The 23,363-nt window shown below is 44.6% G+C and carries 20 protein-coding genes, 1 tRNA gene and 1 rRNA gene; 3 read left to right on the top strand and 19 right to left on the bottom strand.

Features of this window, described 5'->3' with window-relative positions:
- Positions 1 to 148 precede the first annotated feature (148 nt).
- From ELZ47_RS02695 to ELZ47_RS02675, 5 genes are all read right to left on the bottom strand, one after another.
- Positions 149 to 221: transfer RNA gene (locus ELZ47_RS02695), tRNA-Ala, on the bottom strand.
- A gap of 64 nt (positions 222 to 285) precedes the next feature.
- Positions 286 to 1,833, bottom strand: a 16S ribosomal RNA gene (locus ELZ47_RS02690).
- A gap of 333 nt (positions 1,834 to 2,166) precedes the next feature.
- Positions 2,167 to 2,709 carry a ribosome hibernation-promoting factor, HPF/YfiA family gene (gene hpf / locus ELZ47_RS02685; protein WP_002903257.1) on the bottom strand — a complete coding sequence of 181 codons (543 nt, stop codon included), beginning with the start codon at positions 2,707 to 2,709 and terminating at the stop codon, positions 2,167 to 2,169.
- A gap of 81 nt (positions 2,710 to 2,790) precedes the next feature.
- Complete coding sequence (locus ELZ47_RS02680) at positions 2,791 to 3,456, bottom strand: ComF family protein (RefSeq protein WP_125331602.1); 666 nt, start codon at positions 3,454 to 3,456, stop codon at positions 2,791 to 2,793.
- Positions 3,453 to 4,751, bottom strand: a complete 1,299-nt coding sequence (locus tag ELZ47_RS02675) for a DEAD/DEAH box helicase (RefSeq protein WP_125331604.1) — start codon at positions 4,749 to 4,751, stop codon at positions 3,453 to 3,455. Before ELZ47_RS02675 ends, ELZ47_RS02680 begins: the two co-directional genes overlap by 4 nt.
- Before the next feature lie 55 nt (positions 4,752 to 4,806).
- Between ELZ47_RS02675 and ELZ47_RS02670 the strand changes: the two genes are divergently transcribed.
- Entirely contained in the window at positions 4,807 to 5,445 is a 639-nt protein-coding gene (locus ELZ47_RS02670) for a YigZ family protein (RefSeq protein WP_125331606.1), read from the top strand.
- A gap of 95 nt (positions 5,446 to 5,540) precedes the next feature.
- Entirely contained in the window at positions 5,541 to 6,470 is a 930-nt protein-coding gene (gene cysK, locus ELZ47_RS02665) for a cysteine synthase A (protein ID WP_125331608.1), read from the top strand.
- A gap of 105 nt (positions 6,471 to 6,575) precedes the next feature.
- Here cysK and ELZ47_RS02660 read toward each other — a convergent pair whose 3' ends face one another.
- From ELZ47_RS02660 to ELZ47_RS02600, 13 genes are all read right to left on the bottom strand, one after another.
- A complete protein-coding gene (locus ELZ47_RS02660) occupies positions 6,576 to 6,938 on the bottom strand; it encodes a S1 RNA-binding domain-containing protein (RefSeq protein WP_002901252.1) in 363 nt (120 codons plus the stop codon).
- Complete coding sequence (locus ELZ47_RS02655; RefSeq protein WP_125331610.1) at positions 6,938 to 8,338, bottom strand: bifunctional Cof-type HAD-IIB family hydrolase/peptidylprolyl isomerase; 1,401 nt, start codon at positions 8,336 to 8,338, stop codon at positions 6,938 to 6,940. The genes ELZ47_RS02660 and ELZ47_RS02655 overlap by 1 nt, the downstream gene beginning before the upstream one ends.
- Before the next feature lie 39 nt (positions 8,339 to 8,377).
- Complete coding sequence (locus tag ELZ47_RS02650) at positions 8,378 to 9,010, bottom strand: response regulator transcription factor (protein WP_009659067.1); 633 nt, start codon at positions 9,008 to 9,010, stop codon at positions 8,378 to 8,380.
- A complete protein-coding gene (locus tag ELZ47_RS02645) occupies positions 8,988 to 10,007 on the bottom strand; it encodes a sensor histidine kinase (protein ID WP_126435200.1) in 1,020 nt (339 codons plus the stop codon). The genes ELZ47_RS02650 and ELZ47_RS02645 overlap by 23 nt, the downstream gene beginning before the upstream one ends.
- Entirely contained in the window at positions 10,004 to 10,699 is a 696-nt protein-coding gene (liaF, locus tag ELZ47_RS02640; RefSeq protein ID WP_002893496.1) for a cell wall-active antibiotics response protein LiaF, read from the bottom strand. The genes ELZ47_RS02645 and liaF overlap by 4 nt, the downstream gene beginning before the upstream one ends.
- A gap of 142 nt (positions 10,700 to 10,841) precedes the next feature.
- Entirely contained in the window at positions 10,842 to 12,692 is a 1,851-nt protein-coding gene (pknB, locus tag ELZ47_RS02635) for a Stk1 family PASTA domain-containing Ser/Thr kinase (protein ID WP_126435198.1), read from the bottom strand.
- Positions 12,689 to 13,429, bottom strand: coding sequence for a Stp1/IreP family PP2C-type Ser/Thr phosphatase (locus ELZ47_RS02630; protein ID WP_002893499.1), 741 nt, complete (start codon positions 13,427 to 13,429; stop codon positions 12,689 to 12,691). The genes pknB and ELZ47_RS02630 overlap by 4 nt, the downstream gene beginning before the upstream one ends.
- A gap of 18 nt (positions 13,430 to 13,447) precedes the next feature.
- Positions 13,448 to 14,764, bottom strand: coding sequence for a 16S rRNA (cytosine(967)-C(5))-methyltransferase RsmB (gene rsmB, locus ELZ47_RS02625; RefSeq protein ID WP_126435196.1), 1,317 nt, complete (start codon positions 14,762 to 14,764; stop codon positions 13,448 to 13,450).
- The gene (fmt, locus tag ELZ47_RS02620; RefSeq protein ID WP_126435194.1) at positions 14,754 to 15,689 is read right to left on the bottom strand and encodes a methionyl-tRNA formyltransferase; all 936 of its coding nucleotides are present in this window, start codon (positions 15,687 to 15,689) and stop codon (positions 14,754 to 14,756) included. Before fmt ends, rsmB begins: the two co-directional genes overlap by 11 nt.
- Positions 15,690 to 15,772: 83 nt before the next feature.
- Positions 15,773 to 18,160, bottom strand: a complete 2,388-nt coding sequence (locus ELZ47_RS02615; RefSeq protein WP_126435193.1) for a primosomal protein N' — start codon at positions 18,158 to 18,160, stop codon at positions 15,773 to 15,775.
- 60 nt (positions 18,161 to 18,220) lie between these two features.
- Positions 18,221 to 18,535: a DNA-directed RNA polymerase subunit omega gene (gene rpoZ / locus ELZ47_RS02610; protein WP_002893503.1), complete on the bottom strand. Its 315-nt coding sequence runs from the start codon at positions 18,533 to 18,535 to the stop codon at positions 18,221 to 18,223.
- Positions 18,536 to 18,560: 25 nt separating this feature from the next.
- Positions 18,561 to 19,193 carry a guanylate kinase gene (gmk, locus tag ELZ47_RS02605; protein ID WP_002893505.1) on the bottom strand — a complete coding sequence of 211 codons (633 nt, stop codon included), beginning with the start codon at positions 19,191 to 19,193 and terminating at the stop codon, positions 18,561 to 18,563.
- Positions 19,194 to 19,380: 187 nt separating this feature from the next.
- On the bottom strand, positions 19,381 to 20,994 hold the full coding sequence (locus ELZ47_RS02600) for a ribonuclease Y (RefSeq protein ID WP_002893506.1): 1,614 nt from the start codon (positions 20,992 to 20,994) through the stop codon (positions 19,381 to 19,383).
- A gap of 365 nt (positions 20,995 to 21,359) precedes the next feature.
- Here ELZ47_RS02600 and ELZ47_RS02595 point away from each other — a divergent pair, with 365 nt between their 5' ends.
- On the top strand, positions 21,360 to 21,842 hold the full coding sequence (locus ELZ47_RS02595) for an S-ribosylhomocysteine lyase (protein WP_002901276.1): 483 nt from the start codon (positions 21,360 to 21,362) through the stop codon (positions 21,840 to 21,842).
- Positions 21,843 to 21,907: 65 nt separating this feature from the next.
- Here ELZ47_RS02595 and ELZ47_RS02590 read toward each other — a convergent pair whose 3' ends face one another.
- Positions 21,908 to 23,362, bottom strand: coding sequence for a cell division site-positioning protein MapZ family protein (locus tag ELZ47_RS02590; RefSeq protein WP_126435191.1), 1,455 nt, complete (start codon positions 23,360 to 23,362; stop codon positions 21,908 to 21,910).
- Position 23,363 lies beyond the last annotated feature (1 nt).

The following is a 23,363-nucleotide window of genomic DNA, read 5'->3' as shown; positions in this document are numbered from 1 at the left end:
GGACAAGTAGGATAGCTATCAACCAAAGTTGAATTCCAGACTAACTTCTTAGGAAAAAAGACTAACTTCCTTGTGTTCATCGAACACAGTGTCAGTTCTCTATTTTTCTACAGAAGTTCCCGCAAGCGGAACGTCTTCCATATCCTAATGGAGCCTAGCGGGATCGAACCGCTGACCTCCTGCGTGCAAAGCAGGCGCTCTCCCAGCTGAGCTAAGGCCCCACATAGCCCTCTCAAAACTAAACAAGACCCAAGTGCATTCCGTATGTCCTTACGGACTCCTTAGAAAGGAGGTGATCCAGCCGCACCTTCCGATACGGCTACCTTGTTACGACTTCACCCCAATCATCTATCCCACCTTAGGCGGCTGGCTCCTTACGGTTACCTCACCGACTTCGGGTGTTACAAACTCTCGTGGTGTGACGGGCGGTGTGTACAAGGCCCGGGAACGTATTCACCGCGGCGTGCTGATCCGCGATTACTAGCGATTCCGACTTCATGTAGGCGAGTTGCAGCCTACAATCCGAACTGAGACTGGCTTTCAGAGATTAGCTTGCCGTCACCGGCTTGCGACTCGTTGTACCAGCCATTGTAGCACGTGTGTAGCCCAGGTCATAAGGGGCATGATGATTTGACGTCATCCCCACCTTCCTCCGGTTTATTACCGGCAGTCTCGCTAGAGTGCCCAACTGAATGATGGCAACTAACAATAGGGGTTGCGCTCGTTGCGGGACTTAACCCAACATCTCACGACACGAGCTGACGACAACCATGCACCACCTGTCACCTCTGTCCCGAAGGAAAACTCTATCTCTAGAGTGGTCAGAGGGATGTCAAGACCTGGTAAGGTTCTTCGCGTTGCTTCGAATTAAACCACATGCTCCACCGCTTGTGCGGGCCCCCGTCAATTCCTTTGAGTTTCAACCTTGCGGTCGTACTCCCCAGGCGGAGTGCTTAATGCGTTAGCTGCGGCACTAAGCCCCGGAAAGGGCCTAACACCTAGCACTCATCGTTTACGGCGTGGACTACCAGGGTATCTAATCCTGTTTGCTCCCCACGCTTTCGAGCCTCAGCGTCAGTTACAGACCAGAGAGCCGCTTTCGCCACCGGTGTTCCTCCATATATCTACGCATTTCACCGCTACACATGGAATTCCACTCTCCCCTTCTGCACTCAAGTTAAACAGTTTCCAAAGCATACTATGGTTAAGCCACAGCCTTTAACTTCAGACTTATCTAACCGCCTGCGCTCGCTTTACGCCCAATAAATCCGGACAACGCTCGGGACCTACGTATTACCGCGGCTGCTGGCACGTAGTTAGCCGTCCCTTTCTGGTAAGATACCGTCACAGTGTGAACTTTCCACTCTCACACCCGTTCTTCTCTTACAACAGAGCTTTACGATCCGAAAACCTTCTTCACTCACGCGGCGTTGCTCGGTCAGGGTTCCCCCCATTGCCGAAGATTCCCTACTGCTGCCTCCCGTAGGAGTCTGGGCCGTGTCTCAGTCCCAGTGTGGCCGATCACCCTCTCAGGTCGGCTATGTATCGTCGCCTTGGTGAGCCGTTACCTCACCAACTAGCTAATACAACGCAGGTCCATCTGGTAGTGATGCAGTTGCATCTTTCAATTAAGTATCATGCGATATTCAATTTCATGCGGTATTAGCTATCGTTTCCAATAGTTATCCCCCGCTACCAGGCAGGTTACCTACGCGTTACTCACCCGTTCGCAACTCATCCAAGAAGAGCAAGCTCCTCTCTTCAGCGTTCTACTTGCATGTATTAGGCACGCCGCCAGCGTTCGTCCTGAGCCAGGATCAAACTCTCATTAAAAAGTTTGAGTTCGCACTCATTACTGTCCACTGACAGATTTATTTTCGTTTTTTTGACAGGTTACATATCTCTATGTCACCCTGCACTTGGTTCGTCTTGTTCAGTTTTCAAAGGGCTTTGTCTTTCGCGACAACTATATTAGTATATCACCCAACCACACCTCCTGTCAATACCTTTTCTAATTTTTTTTACATTTTTTTGGAGTTTATTTTTAAACTCTAAGTATAAAGTTAATTTCTTTGTGCCTAGGTTGCTTGTTCTATGTCATCTGGCAGTATAACTTTCTATGAAATAATAAGGGTGAGAAACTTGCTCTCAACCCTCTTTTCTTATTTATTTGACTTCTAACAGTCCAATATCTCCATCTTCACGACGGTATATAACATTTGTGCTGCTGTCCTCTGCATCGGAATAGATAAAGAAATCATGACCCAACAAATCCATCTGCAGAATCGCTTCTTCCAAGTCCATTGGCTTCAAATCTATGTGTTTTGAACGGACAACTTTTGATGGGACTTCTTCTGCTTCTTCAGCAAAGGAATCTGTGAAAAGCTGACTTGTAGCAACTTTATTGCGATTCTTTCTTTCAATCTTGGTCTTATTTTTGCGGATTTGGCGCTCAATCTTATCTGTGACCAAATCAATTGATCCATACATGTCCTGAGAGATATCTTCTGCACGAAGAGTGATGGAGCCTAGCGGAATTGTCACTTCCACTTTCGCAGTCTTTTCACGGTAAACCTTGAGGTTCACACGCGCATCAAGTTCTTGCTCTGCTTGGAAATACTTCTCAATCTTCTCAAGTTTAGAAACTACGTAGTCACGGAGAGCATCTGTTACTTCTAGGTTTTCACCACGGATACTATATTTAAGCATATAAGTACCTTCTTTCTAAACATAAATGTTTTATTTATAATATCATTATAACGCTTTCATTCCTTTTTTGCAAATTTTTTCTTATCTTGCGATTGAAAACGACAATACTTCTTTCACACCGGCTTCCAATAAGATTTGCTTGGCCAATTGCAAGGTTTTTCCAGTCGTATAGATATCATCAACCAGCAAAATTTTATCTGGCAAATCAACTTCTTTCTTAATTTCAAAGGCTTGCTGAGTCTGCAGACGCTCCTCACGTGTCTTGCTCGACTGGGCTAGGGTGTCTTTTTTCTCTAAGATATTTCTATATGCTACTTTTCCTGCATCTAAAATTCCCTGCACTTGATTAAATCCTCGAACTTGAAATTTTTCTATACTGACTGGAATCGGAACAATGGTGTGCTCTCTAAACATTTTGACTGCTTTTTTAGTTGCTTTTGCAAATACAAAGCGCAATGCATAGTCTCCCTGAAACTTGTATTGACTGAAATAAGCCTTCATTGCTTGATTATAAGTAAATATTGACTGGTGCTGGACTAGATTCCCTTCTTCCTCCCACTTTTTGCAATCTGTGCATAAATCTGATTTCCCGTCGCGAAAACAGCGAGGGCAATGCTCTTCAGATATGCGTTCAAAATTTTGATAACAAGTGGAGCAGCAGCTTGGTCCTTCTTCTTTTAATAGAAAAAGCCGTAAAAAACTACTTTTGTCCTCAATTTGCCCTTTGCATAAAAGACACTCTGTCATAATCCCGCCTCCTTATTCATATCCCTCATTTCCCGAATTGCCTTTTCCATAGCAAGGGTAGTCCCATCATGAAAAAATAGCAACTGTCCAGTTGGTCTGTCCAAACTGCGGCCAACTCGGCCTGAAATCTGAACCAGGGCACTACGACTGAACAAGCGATGATTGGCTTCCAAGACAAAAACATCTACACCAGGAAAGGTTACCCCACGCTCTAAGATAGTCGTTGTCACCAAAATAGTGATCTCCTTGCGACGAAACTGTTCAACAATCTCCAGACGATTTTCTGTTGTGGAGGCAACAAAAGCTAGCTTTTCATCCGGCAGAGCAATCTGCAGAGCCTGAGCAAAATCCTCTCCTCTTTGAATTTCTGCAGCAAATATCAAGAGAGGAAATTGAGTCTCCCTCTGTTTTTGTATATAGTTCAAAAGTTTAGGTGCTATTTTCTTCTTCTGAAGATGTTTTTGAAAATCGGATAACCAAACTTTCTGAGGGATAGTCAAGGGATTACCATGAAATCTTCTGGGAAGACTCAGGCGTTTCAGCTCACCTTTTTGAACCCTTTTATCCAGTTCATCCGTGGAAGTGGCTGTCAGAAAAATAGTTGTAGCATCCTCTTTCACAGAACGTTCTACAGCGTGATACAGCATGGGATTATCCACATAAGGAAAGGCGTCTACCTCATCAACAATCAGCAAATCAAAAGCTTGATAAAATTTTAATAGCTGGTGAGTGGTAGCAATTACCAAGGGACTGCGAAAATAAGCTTCTGACTCCCCATGCAGAAGGGCTATTTCACAAGAAAAATCTTCTTTAAGGCGCCGATAAAGCTCTAAACAAACATCAATCCGCGGACTGGCCAAGCAAACAGAACCACCTCTGTCAATAACTCTGGCAAGCACTTGGTAAATCATTTCTGTTTTTCCAGCGCCAGTAACAGCATGCACTAACGTATCCTGTCTTTTCTCTAGCGCATCAAGTAAGCCTTTGGAGACCTTCCCCTGAAACTCTGTCAGTTGCCCCCGCCATTTAAGCACCTGATTTTTAGGAAAATCCTCTTGAGGAAAATAGTAGAGTTTTTGGTCACTCCGCACCCGTCCCAAGATTAAGCATTCTCTACAATAATAAGCTCCAACAGGTAGCTGATTTTCTCGTTCAATCAAACTGTTGCAGCGTCCGCAGCGTAGCTTGCCTTTTTCTTCTTGGATACTGGGAATTGCTTTTGCTTGTGCGCGCAAGCTAGACTCTAACTGACTTTCTGTAAATATCCGTCCTAAACAATCTTGTAACTCTAACATACTTATATATTCGTAATTTTTTGGCAAAATTTATCTTTTTTTGTAAAATATAGTTATGGAATTTAAGACAATTAAGGAAGATGGCATGGTTCAAGAGGAAATTAAAAAATCCCGCTTTATCTGCCATGTGAAAAGAGTTTACTCCGAGGAAGAGGCTCGCGCTTTTATCGCTGCTATAAAAAAAGAACATTACAAGGCTACCCATAACTGCTCTGCTTTTATCATTGGAGAAAAGAGCGATATTAAACGAACCAGCGATGATGGGGAGCCTAGCGGAACAGCCGGAGTTCCTATGCTGGGAGTTCTAGAAAAGCATGAATTGACCAATCTTTGCGTTGTGGTTACTCGCTATTTTGGCGGTATTAAACTAGGAGCCGGCGGTCTGATTCGAGCTTATGCCGGCAGTGTTGCTCTGGCTATTAAGGAGATTGGACTGGTTGAAATAAAAGGACAGACTGGCCTGCGCCTAAAACTGTCTTACAGCCAATATCAGGATTTTGCGAATTTTCTCAAGGCAGAAAATCTTGCTGAATACGATACTGAATTTACAGATACCGTCTCCACTCTTCTTTTCGTTGACAAAGGTGAAAGAGAACTGCTCAAAGATAAACTGACTGAGTTTTTTAAGGGCAAATTGGAGATGATAGATCAAGGGCTGCGCCAAGTAGAAGTCCCCCTTGACGTTTTGACATAAAGAAAAGCTATGGCTCTCATAGCTTTTTTATATTTTACAAAGCGCTTGTTTCATTTTATACTAATTCTATTAAATTATATTGAGGTATGTATCCTATGTCACGTATTTATCAAAATATTACAGAACTAATTGGGCAAACTCCCATTGTCAAATTGAACAACTTGGTTCCAGAAGGAGCTGCTGAGGTGTATGTGAAGTTAGAAGCTTTCAATCCCGGCTCTTCTGTCAAAGACCGGATTGCTCTCAGCATGATTGAGGCGGCTGAACGCGATGGCCTTATCAAGCCTGGTGATACTATCGTTGAAGCAACCAGCGGAAATACTGGTATTGGCCTTTCATGGGTTGGAGCAGCCAAAGGCTACAAGGTTGTCATTGTTATGCCAGAGACCATGAGTGTGGAGCGCCGCAAAATTATCCAAGCTTATGGTGCTGAATTAGTCTTGACTCCAGGTAGCGAAGGAATGAAGGGTGCTATTGCAAAAGCACAAGAAATCGCACAAGAACGAAATGGCTGGCTGCCACTGCAGTTTAACAATCCGGCCAATCCAGAGGTTCACGAACGAACAACAGGAGCAGAAATTATCGCTGCTTTCGGTGAAACTGGACTGGACGCTTTTGTTGGCGGTGTCGGAACTGGCGGAACTATTTCCGGTGTATCTCACGCTCTCAAAAAAGTTAATCCGAACATCCAAATCTATGCAGTTGAAGCAGACGAATCTGCTATCCTTTCTGGTGAGAAGCCAGGTCCTCACAAAATCCAAGGACTTTCAGCTGGATTCATTCCAGAGACTTTGGATACAGCAGCCTACAACGGTATTGTCCGCGTAACTTCTGATCAAGCACTGGAATTCGGACGCTATATTGGCGGTCAGGAAGGCTTCTTAGTGGGGATTTCATCTGCTGCCGCTATTTTCGCAGCTATTGAAGTAGCGAAAAAACTAGGAGCTGGCAAGAAAGTCCTTGCTCTGGCACCTGATAACGGCGAACGCTACCTGTCTACTGCCCTCTATGAATTTGATGCTTAGTATTTTTTGAAAAACATGTCCATTTCAACTTAGCAGTCGGCTATGAATTGAATAGCAATTCTATCCAAGCAAAATATCCTGTTCTCTTGTGGAACAGGATATTTTTTAAACTTTTTCTTCTTTTAAGAATTTTTTTGCCTCTTTGATCCAGATAGGCAGTTGTCTGCCTAAAGGTTCAAAACCAATTTTACAGCGGTCGTTTGAAAAGCGGTGGCGTCTAGGGAGGCGGTGCTTTTCTTCTTCCAGGGTTCGCATGGACAGACTGGACTTCCCAGAAAATTCATCATAGTCCACAACCTGTACTAAGACTTGCTGGCCAATCTTTACACTATCATGGATATTCTCAATATAACCCGGACGAATTTCTGAGATATGAATTAGACCAATTGTTCCGTTTTCCAGCTCAACAAAAGCTCCATAAGGCTGAATCCCAGTGATTTTGCCTTTTAATTTATCACCGATTTTCATCAGTCTTCTACCTCAATGGTCTCAATCACAACATCTTCCACGGGTTTGTCCATCGCACCCGTCTCAACAGCTGCAATCTTGTCCAAAACTTGGTAGGATGCTTCATCAACAAGCTGACCAAAGACAGTATGGCGCCGATCCAAATGCGGTGTTCCTCCCTGACTGGCATAGACTTCAGCGATAGCTTCAGGCCAGCCGCCGCGGCTCAATTCCTTAGCTGAATAAGGAAGATCTTTATTTTGAACAATGAAGAATTGACTGCCGTTAGTATTCGGCCCAGCATTTGCCATGGAAAGAGCCCCACGAATATTGTATAACTCAGGTGAAAACTCATCTTCAAATTTCTCGCCATAGATAGACTGACCGCCCATACCGGTACCAGTAGGATCACCACCCTGAATCATAAAGTCCTGAATAATGCGATGGAAAATCACACCGTCATAATATCCATCTTTAGCAAGGGCAATAAAGTTGGCTACTGTTTTTGGTGCCTGTTCTGGAAACAGCTGAACTTTCATGTCACCGTGATTAGTCTTGATAGTCGCTTTTGGACCTTCTGCTGCTGCAAGTTCTACTTGTGGAAAATGTAATTCTTTTTCTACCATACCTAACTCCTCTAAAGCGGCAAAAATACCGTCTTCTTCTACCGTTTTTGTAATATAATCTGCTCTTTTTCGCAGTTCTTCATGGGAAATGCCCATGGCAATGCCAATTCCCGCATAGTCAAACAATTCCAGATCATTGAGTCCGTCGCCAAAAACCATGACATTTTCAGGTTTGAAGCCCAGATGCTCGACAACCTTGGAAACTCCGGCTGCCTTGGACCCTTCTGTCGGTACCACGTCTGACGAATGAGGATGCCAGCGAACCAAACGCAGGTGTTCTGCTAATGTATCCGGCAGCTGCAGGCTATCTCCTCTATCTTCAAAGGTCCAAAGCTGATAAATATCCTTGTCTAAATGAAAATCTGAATCAACAGGCAAATCTGGATAAACCACATCAATGGCCTCTGAAATCAGAGAATTTCGATTAGACAAGGCCGCTTCATGACTTCCGACCAGACCATAGTCAATCCCTTCCTCCTGAGCCCAAGCAATATAGGACGTCACTCTATCGGACGGGATAACCGTCTGAGAAATCACCTTCCCTTTGCTGTCTTCGACATAGGCTCCGTTCAGGGTAACGAAAAAGTCTGGCTGCAAAGCTCTCAATTCCGGCACAACACCAAACATTCCTCTTCCAGACGCAATACCCGTCAAAATCCCTTTGTCCTTCAACTGCTTGAAAACTGTCTGGATAGAGTCTGGGATAAAACCTGTATCCTTGACCCGCAGGGTATCATCTATATCGAAAAAGACAATTTTTATCTTTTTTGCCTTATACTTTAATTTTGCGTCCATATCTCCCCTTGTCCAATCTTAATCTTTTCTATTATACCATTAAAAATCTTCTTGTGGGACAAGATGGTGCTGAAAAGCATAAACAACTGCCTGAGTGCGGTCGCTCACCTCCAATTTGGACAGGATATTGGAGACATGAGTCTTGACCGTTTTGAGGGAAATAAAGAGTTCATCCGCAATTCGTTGATTTTCATAACCCTTGGCCAAAAGCCCTAAAATATCACGCTCACGAGCTGTCAAATCCTCGTGAAGTTCAATATGGTTGCGATGATACTCCACTTTCTTGCTGACCTCTGTTTCAATGGCAAATTCTCCCTTGGCCACTTTTTTGACGGCACGGAGAATTTCTTCAGCGCTGGAAGTCTTAAGCATGTATCCATGAGCGCCTGCATCCAGAACAGGATAAATTTTTTCATTATCCAGATAAGAAGTCAAAATCAGAATCTTTGCTTCCGGCCACTCTTTCAAAATGGCCAGTGTCGCTTCAATCCCATTCATCTCAGGCATGACGATATCCATGATAATCACATCCGGACGACTTGCTAAAGCTTGCTCAACGCCTTCTTTACCATTGACTGCTTCAGATACTTCAGCTATACCATCTTGCAGTTCCAGGTAACTTTTCAATCCCAATCTGACCATCTGATGGTCATCCACTAACAATATCTTCATGATCTTCTCCTTCTAGTAAAGGTATCGTGATTTCAATAGAAAGGCCTTTTCTGGGGGCAGTCAAAAGCTTAAAGGTACCCGCCATATCCCGCACACGGTCTTCCATATTTTTCAAGCCGTAGCTGAGTTCATCCTGAGCCAGCGGATCAAAACCGACGCCATTATCAGATACCTTGATTTTAAGCTCATTAGGTGCCTGATAGAGGTAAATATCCAACCGACTGGCCTGGGCATGCCGCAGTGTGTTGTTGATAATTTCCTGCATAATCCTGAAGACATGCTCCTCCATCTGTTTGGGTAGATGCCCAACCTGATGATTGAAGTGAACATCAATGTCGCTTTTATCAGTCAGCTCCTTGATAATCACATCCATACCTTCGATCAGAGTCTTATTTTCCAACTCTGTAGGTCGTAGGTGGAGCAGGAGAATCCGCAAATCCTTCTGGGCTGTATCCAGAATATCTGCAATCCCCGTGAGCTGCTTTTGCAGTTTTTGTCCATCGAGCCTTTCTACATTTCCAGCGACTCCTGAAAGAATCATATTGGCTGCAAATAATTCCTGACTGACAGTATCGTGCAAATCACGCGCAATCCGCCGCCGTTCTTTTTCGATAATTTTCTCTTCTGTCTGCAGGGTTTGATTTTCAGACTTTTGGAGATTCTCTGTCAGACGGTGCATCCTCCTCTCGAGCTGATGCAGAGAGCGATCCAACTCGGGTTGGTCTGTCGGCTCCAGCCTCCGTCCATCCAGCAAATTCCGAAGATTTTTTTGCACATGGGCTACCGACAGATATTGTATCAAGCGAGCTGCTATCACAATCAGAATGGTCAGTGATAAACCGATAATCACAACAAAGAACACAAAAGACTGCAACAGCTCCAAATCATTAAAGAGCTCCTGCCAAGTGAAATCAAAAATATTAAAAATATAATGAAAGATGATAAATAAGACAAAGAAAGTATAGAGGAGAATGAGAAAATAATTTGATTTCTTCACTTTCTGACAACCTCCACATTTCCTAAGAAGCTGACGAGGACTATCTTCACTGTCTTATTGGCCCGTTTATAGTCTGGTGTCGTCAGCGAAATGGTTTCGTTGCGCAGCTTGCGAGATGGATGATGCAGAAAGTTCAGCTCCCCATAGAGAGTGTTGATTTGCAGCTGAATTTCCACATCCAGCGGCACAATAATCTTGGTATCGCCAAAACCTTTTCGAATGACAATGACATTATCATGGTTGACCAAAATCACATCTTCCAAATGAATGGTGTCTTTCCCAACAATGCGCAAGAGATTGATGTCGTGGAATTGACAGCTGTCCTTAGAAAAATGCTGCAGGTCCCCCAACCAGCGATTCTTTTCACTCTGAATTTCCACATCTTCTTCGTAAACGAGATGGGTTTCTTGATTTTCCTTATAGATATAAGGGTAGGCCACAATCATCCCATAAACCAGCGCGAATAAAAGGGCAGCAATGACGTAGGGATTGAGCATAATAATGAAAAACAGCATAATCATGGAAGCGACTAGCAGAAAATTCCCTTTTTGCTTGCCGAAGTAATAATAGAGCAGCAGCAAAAAAAGGACCAATATAATGACAACTCGTGAAAAATCAGCTGCCAACATGGTCACCAATGCCATGGATAATAAGACTGTTTCAACAAAGACAAATAATTGAACCTTCCACATAGCCGTTTCCTTTCTCTACCTTCCTATTTTAACAAAATTAGGCCAAAAATCCTCCGTCCAAGGCATGAAATGGGGAAATTTGTCCAGCAAAAAAGAAAAACCATCCTTTCAAGCCAGAAAGCTTAAAAGGAATGGTCTTTCATCATTGATGTTCTGAAGAACTAGAGCTACTAGAATGACTTTCATCATCGGACGATGAACTGCTCTTCGAGTTGCTAGATGATGATGACGAACTAGATGATGATGGTGTCGTTGCTTCTGTCACGTAAAGAGTGATTTTTTCATTAGATTTGAGGTCAATAGTCTGACCTGCTGCTGGTGACTGGGAAGTTACCAAGTCTGCCTGAGTAGAAGTGACCGAACGGTCAACAACTCGCTCAATTCGGGAAGAAGAAATTCCCATTTGGATCAAGTAAGAACGTGCATTGGCGTAGGTGTACTGCATGCTGCCAAAGTCAGGCATGGATACACTAGTTACTTCTTTGGCTACTGTCAGCTTGATCTTATGATTAGAAGTCAAATCATAGGTCGAACCAGCTGCCGGTGACTGACGAATCACCTGACCTGGCTCGTACTCGTCCGATTCCTCCTCAACAATCTCAATCAATTTCTCAGGAACCTTAAAGTTTTCTTTCAAATCTTTGACGGCCGCATCTTTCAGTCTCTCAGTATAATCTTCCATCACAAAGGTCTTGGGCCCCTTGGAGATAATCAGGTCAATCTTGCTGCCTTCGCGGCGCTGACTATTGGCCTGTGGATCAGTTTTAATGACTTTGCCAGATTCGACATTGTCGCTGTATTCTTCCTTTTCGTCTCCGACAACCAGCTTCTTAGCTTCGATAGCGGAACGAGCCTCTGCTACAGTCTGACCAGAAACATCTGGCACGCTGGTATTGGATGGGCTATTATAAAGAAGGACAACAAAAGCCGCCAAAACCAATAGGACTGCAAAGAAAAGTACCTTGTAACGCGTTCTCAAACGACGTTTCTTTGGAACTTTCTTAACCGCATCAGCTGTCTCTTCCTTAACTTCAGTCGCTTCCGCTTTAGGCGGTGTTGACTTAACAGGTGGAACTGCTGGCTGCGGTACAGGCGAGATTTTTGGCAAGGTCTTGGTGTCTGCTTTCGCTACATCATCAAAGACCAATTTCTTTTCATTGCGGCGCTCATAAGATAAGCTGCTAGACAAGTCAACATACATCTCTGCAACCGACTGATAGCGATCCGTCAGTTTTTTGGCTGTTGCCTTAATGACCACATTTTCCAAGGCTTGAGGCACATTAGGATTTTCAGAAATGATGGATGGCAGCGGCTTTTGGAAATGCTGAAGAGCAATCGTAACGGCACTATCCCCGTCATAAGGGATATGACCTGTCAGCATCTCATAAAAAATAATCCCCATTGCATAAATATCACTCTGAACAGTTGCTTTAGAGCCACGCGCCTGCTCAGGCGATAGATAATGAACCGAGCCCAGCATAGAGTTGGTCTGAGTCAGACTTGTCTCTGCAAAGGCCACCGCAATCCCAAAGTCTGTTACCTTGGCATTGCCATCCGGGGTTAAGAGGACATTTTGTGGTTTCAGGTCACGATGGACAATACCGCGTGTATGCGCTAAGCGCATCGCCAGCAAGATTTGTCCCATGATTCTGACTGCTTCTTCATTTGAAATCGGAGAATTCTCTTTGATATAGCGCTTGAGGTCAAGACCTGCTACGTATTCCATAGCCAGATACTGCTGGCCGTCTTCTTCCCCAATATCAGTGATCCGAACGATGTGCGGATGGTCCAAATCAGCCATCGCCTTAGCTTCCCGCTGGAAACGCGCGACAGCGATAGGATCTGTCTGGTAATTGGTTCTAAGAACCTTTACCGCAACTTCCTCACCATCCAAAATCAAGTCCTTGGCCAGATAGACATCTGCCATGCCTCCGCGGCCAATCTGCTTGATGATTTTATATCGCCCGGCAAAGATTTTGCCGATTTGAATCATGCCTTATCCTCCTTGTCAAAGCGAACCAGAGCAACTGTGATGTTATCCAGTCCTCCAGCATTGTTGGCAAAGCGAATTAAGGTTTCTGTTTTTTCAGACAGGCTGATGTCGCTGGTGACAATGTCACAAATTTCACTGTCTGAAATCATATTAGTCAGACCGTCACTGTTGAGCAGAAGGTAGTCACCATCCTCCAAGGTAATCATGCCATAGTCAGGCTGTACTTCGTCTTTTTGACCAATAGACTGGGTAATGATATTCTTCTGCGGATGACGCTCTGCTTCTTCTGGAGTAATCTGTCCAGCTTTCAACAAAGCATTAACAAGCGAGTGGTCATTAGTCAGCTGACGGTATTCATCACCACGAATCAGGCCGATGCGAGAATCACCGATATGGGCATAGATGGCTTGATTATCAATAATAGCCAAGGCTTCCAAAGTCGTTCCCATACCCTTGTATTCTTCATCTTGACCAAATTGATGAATGCGCTGATTTTCCTCTTCCAAGTGCTCCGCAAACCATTCACGCACCTGATTCACCGAATCAATCTGTGTATCAACCCAGGCAGCTCCTAAGTCTGTCACAGCCATTTCGCTGGCAATGTTTCCAGCTCTGTGACCGCCCATACCATCTGCCAAGATGATAAGGGTCTTGCCCGCCCGATTCACAAAAAGATTGGCATAATCTTGGTTATTTGTACGCTTTTGACCAACATCTGTTAATAATGAAATTTCCATACTGTCAGTTTCCTCCTCTTATTCCGATATCTTCCTAAATTGACTGATAAAAAATCCGTCGCTTTCATATAATTCCGGCGTAATTAAGATACAGCCGTCTTTGACGATATCTTTTCTTTCATGGTCTAATAAGACTTGCTCAAAATTCGGATGACTGGCCAGAAATTTCTCGACAACCTCAAAATTCTCTTTGGCCATAATCGTGCAAGTACTATAAGCTATTATACCACCTTTACGTAGACTTTGACAAACGCTGTCTAGTATATCCAGCTGAATTTTTTGTAAATTCTCAAAATCTGCATTTTCTTTATTATATTTTATATCTGGTTTGCGGCGAATTAAGCCAATACCAGAGCAAGGAGCATCCACCAGGATTTTATCGAAAGCATCTGGGCCAAACGTCTCAAACACCTTGGTCGCGTCCAGCTTTTTAGTGGTGATTTTATCTGCCAAGCCCAGTCTTTCTGCATTTTCTTCTACGAGCTCTAACTTATGATCGTAGAGGTCCAAGGCTGTAATGTGGCCGCTCGTCAGATAGGAAGCCATGTGGACAGTCTTTCCGCCCGGTGCACTGCAGGCATCCAGAATCTGCTCCTCCCCTTCGATGGCCAGAATCGGAGCCACAAGCTGACTAGACTCATCCTGAATCGTAATCGCTCCGCTTTCAAAGAGCTGGTGCCCAGCAAAATGCCCCTGTTTCTTAACCAAGGCTGACGGAGATAAGAGCGAGTCCTCAGCCCCTAAAAGCTGGCGAAGCTCTGCCTTGCACGACATATCCGTCACGCGAATGCTGGCCTTGCTACGAACAAAGAGACTGGCAAAGATAGCTAAAGCTCTTTCTTCGCCATACTCTTCTATCAGGTCTTTGACCAGCCAGACCGGCAGAGAATACTGGATCGAATAGCGCTTGTTTTTGCGCTTGATTGTTTCAAAATCAGCCACACCCTCACGCTCAATCCTACGTAACAAGGCATTGATAAATTTCTCACTGCCACGCTTACGGATTTTCGCAATTTCAACAGCCTCATGAACAACTGCATGCTGAGGGATTTTATCTAGATAGAGCATCTGGTACAGACTGAGCATAAGCAGAATGTAGAGCCAGTTATCTAATTTATCCCTATCCTCAATCAGATGGGAAAGATACCATTCCAGAGTGATTTTCCGAGCAACTGTGCCGTAAACCAGCTCTGTTACCAGACCTTTATCTGCTTGACTCAGCGGACTTTGACTCAGAGCTCGATTTAAGGCGATATTGGAATAGGCTCCTTCTTCAAAAACTTCTTCCAAAATTTCCAAGGCCTGCCAACGGGCCGTTTTTTGCTTACTTTCCAAAAGTATCTCCTGTGGACAGGCTGCGGCCCAGTCCATTCAAAAAATCAACGATAGCCATCTTGGGCTTACCAGCAGGCTGAACCGTCTTCAGCGAGAGAGCTCCCTGACCAGCTGCGACCACCAGCTCTTTTTTACTAATAGACAATATCTGTCCAGGCTGACCGTCGCCAGACGCCATATCTGCTTCGTAAATCTTAAAGCGTTGCCCCTGCAGCAAGGTATGAGCTACCGGCCAAGGATACATGCCGCGGATTTGATTGAAAATTTGGCGGTTTGTTTTTCTCCAGTCTATCCGCTCTTCTTCTGGGCTGATATTCGGAGAAAAAGTGACCTGGCTTGGATCCTGCGGCTGAGGAATAATCTGCCCTGCCCTATAAGCTGGCAGCACATCCAATAACAGATTTCGACCGATAAGCGCCAATTTTTCAAAGAGAGTTCCAACATTGTCTGTCTCTTCAATCTGCACCGCTCTGCTGGCTATCATGTCTCCAGCATCCATTTCCTTGACCATTTCCATAATCGTAACACCCGCTTGCTCATCACCATTGATCAGAGCATAGTGAATGGGCGCACCACCTCGGTATTTAGGCAGCAAGGAGGCATGAACATTCACCGCAAAGTCAACACTGTCTAGCAAGCGGCTAGGTAAAAACTGCCCAAAAGCAGCTGTGACAATACCGTCTGCTTCTAAGTTCATCAACTCCTCTAAATCCGAGCTTTGAGCCAGCTTCTCCGGTTGATAAACTTGCAGCCCGTATTCCAAGGCCAGCTCTTTTACTGGAGTCATGCGAATCTCTCTTTTACGGCCGACGGCCCGGTCCGGCTGCGTCACCACTGCTAACACTTCGTATTGCCCGCTGTCCAGCAGCCCTTTTAGGACAGTCGCTGAGAAGTCCGGTGTTCCCATAAATATTATTTTCATCATTTTAAACTATTGATTCCTTTTTTGTTCCTTCCCTTATTATATCAGAAGTCGTCTACAACAACCTTAACCTCGGCTAAAAAGCTTTACATAAAATTTTGTGGTTCATTATCAATTGTCAGGCGTAAATCTTTATTGTCCCGATTCTGTGCCCAGTCCAAGACTTGATTTAGCGTCGCCTGCAGCTTGTCTTCAAAGCGATATTTGAGCAAAATCTGATAATGATAGAGATTATGGGTGCGAGCTATGGGCTTCGGAGTTGGACCTAGGATTTGCACTTTTTCTGACAGACCGCTCCGCAGAATATCCATAACCTCATAAGCTTTTCGCACTGCTGTCTCTTCATCCTTATGCGACAGGGTTAGACCGACTGTAAAGTAATAAGGCGGATAGCCTAGCTGCCGGCGGATTCCCATTTCATAAGCATAAAAGCCCTCGTAATCCTGCTGCTTGGCAAACTCAATGGCATAATGATGAGGATTGTAGGACTGAATGAAGACCTGACCAGCCTTTTCAGCACGACCAGCCCGGCCCGCCACCTGAGTCAGCAGCTGGAAGGTTCGCTCTGAAGAGCGAAAGTCCGGCAGATTAAGAGCTGTGTCTGCATTGAGTACACCAACTAGCGTCACGTTTGGAAAATCCAATCCCTTGGCAATCATCTGAGTGCCTAAGAGAATATCTGCCTGCCCCTGACCAAAGCTTTCTAAAATAGCTTCATGACTGCCTTTCTTACGGGTCGTATCTACATCCATCCGCAAAATACGAGCCTGTGGAAAGAGCTGAACCAGCTCATCATAGGCTTTCTGCGTCCCAGTGCCATAATAGCGGATGCTGCGGCTGGCACAGTTAGGACAACTCTGAGGAATATTCTTAGTAAAACCACAGTAGTGGCAGTTCATGGTCTTAGTGTCCATATGCAGGGTCAGAGAAATATCACAGTTGGGACAGCTGTCAACGGTCCCACATTCCCGACACATAACAAAGCTGGAATACCCCCGCCTGTTGAGCATGAGAACCGTCTGCTCTCCCTTATCCAGACGATCTTGAATAGCCTCTAGCAGGACTGGGGTGAAATTACTGGCCTCATGCTGCCCGATATAATCCCGAAAATCCACCACTTCCACTTGAGGAATCTGCGCCAGCGGATTTGCACGCTTGCTGAGCAGCTGAAAATCATAGACTCCACGGCTTGCTCGGGCACGGCTCTCCAAGCTCGGAGTTGCCGAACCTAACACTAAGACAGCTTGATTATACTGAGCTCGCAGGAGAGCCACCTCTCTAGCATGATAGCGAGGATTAGAATCCTGCTTGTAGGAGGACTCATGCTCTTCATCAATGATAATGGCTCCAATATTTGTCAGCGGAGCAAAAATAGCTGAACGCGCGCCGACAACGACCTGGGCAGCTCCTCGCTCCACCTTGCGCCACTCATCATATTTCTCACCGTCAGACAGACCTGAATGCAAAATAGCAACTTGATCGCCAAATCTAGAAATAAAGCGATCTGTAACCTGCGGAGTCAGAGAAATCTCTGGAACCAGCATGATAGCGGTCTTGCCCTGAGCCAATGCCTCTGCGATGACCTGCAAGTAAACTTCGGTCTTCCCACTGCCCGTAACTCCTTCTAAGAGAACTGGCTGAGAATGACTCTGACCAATTTTCTGAGTGATTGCCGTAACCGCTGCGGCTTGTTCATCATTTAAGGTCAGACTTTGTTGCTGCCGCTCCTTTTGGAAATAAGCAGCAGAACGGCTGATTTCTCTATCCTCAATGCTAATTAGGTTTTCTTTGATAAAGTAATTAATAATATCGCGCGAAAAGTTTTCTCGCAAATCAGCCAAAAGCTGGCTGTCCTGCTGCTCCAGCAAGACTTCTTTTAATGCTTGTTTTTTCTTAGCTTGTCGGGGAAGGTCATGATTTTGCAGAGCGGTATGATTGACCTGATACCATTTCTCAGTCTTAATATGCTTCTTGTCCGTCGCCTGATACTCCAGCCGAATGCGGCCAGTTTGGGTCAGTCGCATCAGCTTGGCCTGGCTTTTCTTGTCCAAATCAGAAAAGCGAAGACTGTCCTCCTGACCAAAGATAGCTGAGCGTTCCTCATCATTCAGCAGCTCCGTCGGATAGAGTAGTTTATCATAGCTGGAGTTGAGAAGACTAGGCAGCATGGCCTTTAAAAGGCTAATCTTATAGGAAAAGACTGACTTGCGCAGCTCGTCCGCCAGCCAGAGCTGTTCCTGATTCAGCACGGGACTGAAATCAAGGACTTCCGCAATCTCCTTCAGCTCTTCTTGGTCTCCTGTCTCATCAAAACCAACCACAATCCCTTGAATCAAGCGATTTCCCTGCCCAAAAGGAACATGAACCCGCATGCCAGCTGCCAGCATCCCTGCAAACTCTTCTGGAATAGCATAGCTATAGGGCTTGTCCGTCTGCATCAGAGGAACATCCACAATAATCTTTGCTAGCTTCACATTCTCACCCCACTTTCCTAAACATCATTACAGAAAAAATAAGATTGAGCATCCCCAACCTTAAATCTTCTCACCTTCTTCTTTTTCTTTAGCGATTTGCTCTTTAATCTTGCGTTCTTCTTCTTCTTTACGCAGGCGCTCTTCTTCTGCCCGACGGCGAACTGCCTCACGCTTGCCTTCTGGATCTGGATGGATAACGACATTGCCGGATTCAATTTCTTCCAAAGCACGAAGAGTGGATTTGACAGACTTGAATTCCTGCGTAGCGGGAGCTCCAGCTTCAAGCTCATGAGCGCGCTTAGCTTCTAAAATAACCAAGGAATACTTTGACGGAACCTTGTCCAGCAAAGTGTCAATAGACGGTTTTAACATCATAATTTTCTACCTAATTTCTAACTTTCTATCGAATAATCGTTTCATTTTTTGGAAGCATGTCCTGATAACGGCCGATAACACGGTCTACTCGGAAATGCTCTGCTTCAATCACGCGCTTGACTCGGTCGGCAGCCAGCGGAACCTGATCATTGACAATGGCATAATCATACTCGCGCATGAGGGCAATTTCTTCTTTGGCCTTTTCAATGCGCTGGGCGATAATCTCAGCACTGTCTGTCCCACGGCCGACCAAGCGGTCTTTGAGTTCTTCTAAGTCTGGAGGAGTCAAAAAAATAAAGACGGCATCTGGAACTTTTTTCTTGACTTGCAAAGCTCCCTGAACCTCAATCTCTAAGAAGACATCAATACCTTTATCCAACGTTTCATTGACATAAGTCAGAGGCGTCCCGTAGTAGTTTCCTACATACTCTGCATACTCCAGCATCTGTCCCTGACGAATCAGCTCTTCAAACTCCTCGCGAGTGCGGAAGAAATAGTCAACTCCATCCACTTCACCTGGACGCTGAGGACGAGTCGTCATGGATACCGAGTACTGAAATTGGTTATCAGTGCTTTCAAAAATTTCTCGTCTAACAGTCCCTTTTCCTACACCAGAGGGACCAGAAAAGACGATTAGTAAGCCTCGTTCCGTCATCATGTCTCCTTCACAGTCTTTCTATCTAGTGTAACAAAATTAGGCTGATATTTCAAGAGGATAGGAAGAAATGTATGTGTCTAGAGTTTTGAGAAAATAGAAAAAATAAGCAAGCAATCATACGGAAAACTAAATAGGCCAGCAGAACATTCAAGAAAAAAGCAATCTGTTACCAGACTGCATTTCTTCTTTATTTTGCGTAGTCAACGGCTCGCATCTCACGGATAACTGTTACCTTGATATTGCCTGGATATTCTAAGTTATTTTCGATCTTTTCACGAACATCGTGAGCCAAAATCGTAATCTTGTCATCCTTAATCTTGTCCGGCTGAACCATAATCCGGATTTCACGACCGGCTTGTAAAGCAAAGCTGTTCTTGACACCCTTGAAGCTATTAGCGATTTCTTCCAAATCTTGGAGACGCTTGATATAGCTTTCCAGAGATTCACTGCGGGCACCTGGACGAGCAGCACTGAGAGCGTCTGCTGCAGCTACGATAACAGCAATGACACTTTCCGCTTCCACATCTCCGTGGTGACTGGCAATCGTATTAACAACAACTGGATGCTCCTTGTACTTACGAGCCAGTTCTGTCCCTATTTCCACGTGGCTGCCTTCAACCTCACGGTCGATAGACTTGCCAATATCATGGAGGAATCCAGCACGGCGAGCTAAATTGGCATTTTCACCCAACTCAGCAGCGATGATACCGGAAAGCTTGGCCACCTCAATAGAGTGTCGCAGGACGTTCTGACCATAAGAAGTACGGAACTGCAAGCGCCCCATGATTTTCATCAAATCAGGATGCAGGTTAGGAGCTCCGATTTCATAAGCTGCGGCTTCCCCGTACTCACGGATACGATTGTCAATTTCTAGACGGTTCTTCTCAACCAACTCCTCGATGCGAGCTGGATGAATGCGACCGTCTTTCAAGAGTGCTTCCATGGTCATACGAGCAATCTCGCGACGAATCGGATCAAAACCTGAGAGAGTAACCACTTCGGGCGTGTCATCAATGATGACATCAATACCAGTCAGACTTTCAAAAGTCCGAATGTTGCGACCTTCACGGCCAATAATCCGCCCCTTCATACTGTCATCTGGCAGATGCACCGTTGAGTTGGTTTGCTCGGCGACATAATCACCGGCAATACGCTGCATAGCTTGGACCAAGATATTCTTCGCAACCTTGTCAGACCGCTCTTTGATATCTTGCTCCGCATCCCGAATTCTAGTCGCAATCTCTTTAGAAAGCTTGTCCTCGGTCTGCGTCAAAATAATATCACGCGCTTCTGTCTGCGATAGCGAAGCAACTCGCTCCAGCTCTGCTGCCTTCTGCTTTTCAAGTTCCGCTACTTGTTCTTCACGCGCATCAATGTGTTTAGATTTATCTGAGAGACTTTGTTCTTTTTGCTCCAAAGCCTTTTCTTTGTTGCTTAAATTATCGTCTTTGCGGTCAAGGGTAGAAGCACGCTCTGTCAAGCGGCTTTCGATTTGTTTTAACTCTTGACGTTCAGACTTAAATTCTGCATCAACTTGTTCACGATATTTTCTGGCTTCTTCTTTTGCCTCCAAAAGTGCTTCTTTTTTAAGCGAACTTGTTTCTCGCTTGGCTTCTTTGACAATCAAATCAGCTTCGCGTTCAGCCTGTCCGCGTAAATTGGTTGCTTCTTGTTCAGCATTTAAAAGAGTAAGCTCTGCAGCTTCTTTAGATGATTTCATCTTAGCCGAGACACTTACATATCCAATCACTAAACCAATGATGGCAGCAAAAACAGACATAATTATAGGAAATAGGTCCATGTTTTTACTCCAAATCTATTTAATTGTTGAATTCAAAATTCCATACTATTCTATCACAAATCTAAAAAATTCACAAACCTATTTTTTGAAAATCAAGAAAGCTTTTGTCCATTTTTTAGAGACAAAATCATCAAAGTTTGTAGAAGCCTGAGCACCAAAACTTTTTCAAACCATAAACAAGATTATTCAAACTTTTTATTTTTCTAAAACTTAAACTTTATTCCCAAATAAAAAATTTTTATGCTATAATCAGAGAAAGAAAAGGAGTATATGAGACAGGCTTTTTCTTCGCTAACAAGACAAATCTATGGCTTGATATCACTAGAAAAACCTTCTCGCACTCGCTACATTGTAAAGGAGAAAACATGTCTAAAGAAGTTATCGTTGAAAGCTTTGAGCTGGATCACACCATTGTCAAAGCACCTTATGTCCGCCTTATCGGAGAAGAAACTGGCCCTAAAGGCGACATCATTTCCAATTTTGATATCCGCTTGGTTCAGCCTAACGAAGATTCCATTCCAACTGCCGGCCTGCATACCATCGAGCATTTGCTAGCCATGCTGATTCGCAAGCGCATTGATGGTATGATTGACTGCTCGCCTTTTGGCTGCCGCACCGGTTTTCACATGATTATGTGGGGCCAACACAGTTCTAACCAGATTGCTCAGGTTATCAAATCCTGTCTGGAAGAAATTGCTGAAACAACTAGCTGGGAAGATGTCCCTGGAACAACCATTGAATCCTGCGGAAACTACAAGGATCACAGCCTCTTCTCAGCCAAAGAATGGGCTAAACTTATTCTCAGCCAAGGAATCTCAGATGATGCCTTTGAACGCCATGTGATTTAAAACAATAAAAAGTTCTCGAAATCGAGAACTTTTTTTGTGCATATATAATGAAATTCATCAACAAACTAGAAATCAAGTGAGTCAGCATGACCCGGACCATTTCCGACGAAGTAGCCAGTCTTACAGTTGATACTGAAGAGGTAGGTGCCGTCTGGCTTGAAGAGGTTATAGTAGCCGTTTCCTTTAATAATATTGACGCGTTCCAGGATATAGTTATCACCAGAAATATAACCACGCTCACGAGAAGTTTGCAAAATTTTCTCCAGAACGCCAGGGTTGAATGTCCAAGCTGGATTGTTGACGTCATCAATAGCCGCTTGGTTATAAGGGACTCGACTGAGATCTCTCTGCAGATTTACTCCATTGCTTGGAAGACCATAGCCAGAGTATGAGCTGGAAGCGCCTGAACCAGAAGCAGACGAGCTTGAACCGCCGCTTGTACCCGTACCGGTGCCTCCCTGATCAGTAGCAGGCGCTGGTGTTGGTACTTGTTGACTACGTCCTTGGGCAATTGCTGCCTTTAGAACTTCATCTAACTTAGCATTGCCACTTGATACATCTGAGAAGGTCGCATTTGTATTGGCCTTGGCTTCCTTGTTCAAGACACCGTCAGTGATTGCTCCGCCATCAAACTGCGAATTGACACTTTGGATAGCCGAAATCTGCTTGACCAAGGAATCGTACTTGCTCTTGGCTGCATCATAATCTTTGCTGCCTTTTAGCTTTTCAAGTAAGGTTTTTAATTTTTCCAAGTCGCCGAATTTACTGTTTTTGACAGCTGTCTGATTGCTATCTGTGAAAAATGCAGCATATTCATCATTAAAGGACTTCAGATTCTTGGCAGTATTATCAGAGCTAGAGGAAGACGAACTCTTTTTGCTGGACTGCGATGTTGAAGAGCTGGAGCTTGTAACGGTCTTGTGACCCCAATTATGCCCCAGAGCAAAGTAGAGCCCTGTTCCCGCTACAGCAATCCCTAGAAGTCCCAAGACAGGATAAAGGAAAGCTTTTTTCTTGTAGAAAGGTGTCTTAGGAACCTCTAATTCCTTCTCATCAAGCGGCTCCGGAATAGGACCGTAAGATGTCTTTTGAACGGGAGCAGCAATCGAATCCGCCTGCTCTGAGCGTTGACTGCGAGATCCTAAGGGGTTTGGAGCTGCTTCTGGCTCACTTGCAGTCTCAGTGGCTGTCGACTGAGCTGTTTGAATCTCCTGTTCACTTTCAACCTCTTGCCGTCTTTCTTTGATGAAGTCGGTCAAATCAGAAGAGGCTTGCTCAGCCTGAGCCGTTTCCTGCTCCTGCAGCTTTCTGATTTTCTGGGTTTCAAATTTTCCAGCTTCGATTTCCTGACGGTGCTGCTTGATATACTTATCCAGCACATTGTCGCTTTCATTCACACCGGCTTCCAGCTCCTCTTTCTTACGAGTGGCTTGGCCGACTGTCATTTCCTTGGCCTCTTCAAAATCAAGGACCGACTCTTTCTTTTCTTCTTCCGGTGAGTAGTTTTCTTCTTTCGTCACG

Origin of the sequence: Streptococcus sanguinis (genome assembly GCF_900635155.1) — a bacterium.
GTDB lineage: Bacteria > Bacillota > Bacilli > Lactobacillales > Streptococcaceae > Streptococcus > Streptococcus sanguinis_G.
The sequence above is the reverse complement of the archived record's forward strand: the minus strand, read 5'-3'. Positions and strand labels throughout refer to the sequence as shown.

Bases quoted from the DNA above. Each gene is read 5' to 3' on its own strand.
- cysK (WP_125331608.1), top strand. From the start codon at position 5,541: ATGTCACGTATTTATCAAAATATTACAGAACTAATTGGGCAAACTCCC.
- ELZ47_RS02670 (WP_125331606.1), top strand. From the start codon at position 4,807: ATGGAATTTAAGACAATTAAGGAAGATGGCATGGTTCAAGAGGAAATT.
- fmt (WP_126435194.1), bottom strand. From the start codon at position 15,689: ATGATGAAAATAATATTTATGGGAACACCGGACTTCTCAGCGACTGTC.
- ELZ47_RS02595 (WP_002901276.1), top strand. From the start codon at position 21,360: ATGTCTAAAGAAGTTATCGTTGAAAGCTTTGAGCTGGATCACACCATT.
- ELZ47_RS02630 (WP_002893499.1), bottom strand. From the start codon at position 13,429: ATGGAAATTTCATTATTAACAGATGTTGGTCAAAAGCGTACAAATAAC.
- pknB (WP_126435198.1), bottom strand. From the start codon at position 12,692: ATGATTCAAATCGGCAAAATCTTTGCCGGGCGATATAAAATCATCAAG.
- rpoZ (WP_002893503.1), bottom strand. From the start codon at position 18,535: ATGATGTTAAAACCGTCTATTGACACTTTGCTGGACAAGGTTCCGTCA.
- ELZ47_RS02675 (WP_125331604.1), bottom strand. From the start codon at position 4,751: ATGTTAGAGTTACAAGATTGTTTAGGACGGATATTTACAGAAAGTCAG.
- gmk (WP_002893505.1), bottom strand. From the start codon at position 19,193: ATGATGACGGAACGAGGCTTACTAATCGTCTTTTCTGGTCCCTCTGGT.
- hpf (WP_002903257.1), bottom strand. From the start codon at position 2,709: ATGCTTAAATATAGTATCCGTGGTGAAAACCTAGAAGTAACAGATGCT.
- ELZ47_RS02600 (WP_002893506.1), bottom strand. From the start codon at position 20,994: ATGGACCTATTTCCTATAATTATGTCTGTTTTTGCTGCCATCATTGGT.
- ELZ47_RS02650 (WP_009659067.1), bottom strand. From the start codon at position 9,010: ATGAAGATATTGTTAGTGGATGACCATCAGATGGTCAGATTGGGATTG.
- liaF (WP_002893496.1), bottom strand. From the start codon at position 10,699: ATGTGGAAGGTTCAATTATTTGTCTTTGTTGAAACAGTCTTATTATCC.
- ELZ47_RS02680 (WP_125331602.1), bottom strand. From the start codon at position 3,456: ATGACAGAGTGTCTTTTATGCAAAGGGCAAATTGAGGACAAAAGTAGT.
- ELZ47_RS02660 (WP_002901252.1), bottom strand. From the start codon at position 6,938: ATGAAAATCGGTGATAAATTAAAAGGCAAAATCACTGGGATTCAGCCT.
- ELZ47_RS02655 (WP_125331610.1), bottom strand. From the start codon at position 8,338: ATGGACGCAAAATTAAAGTATAAGGCAAAAAAGATAAAAATTGTCTTT.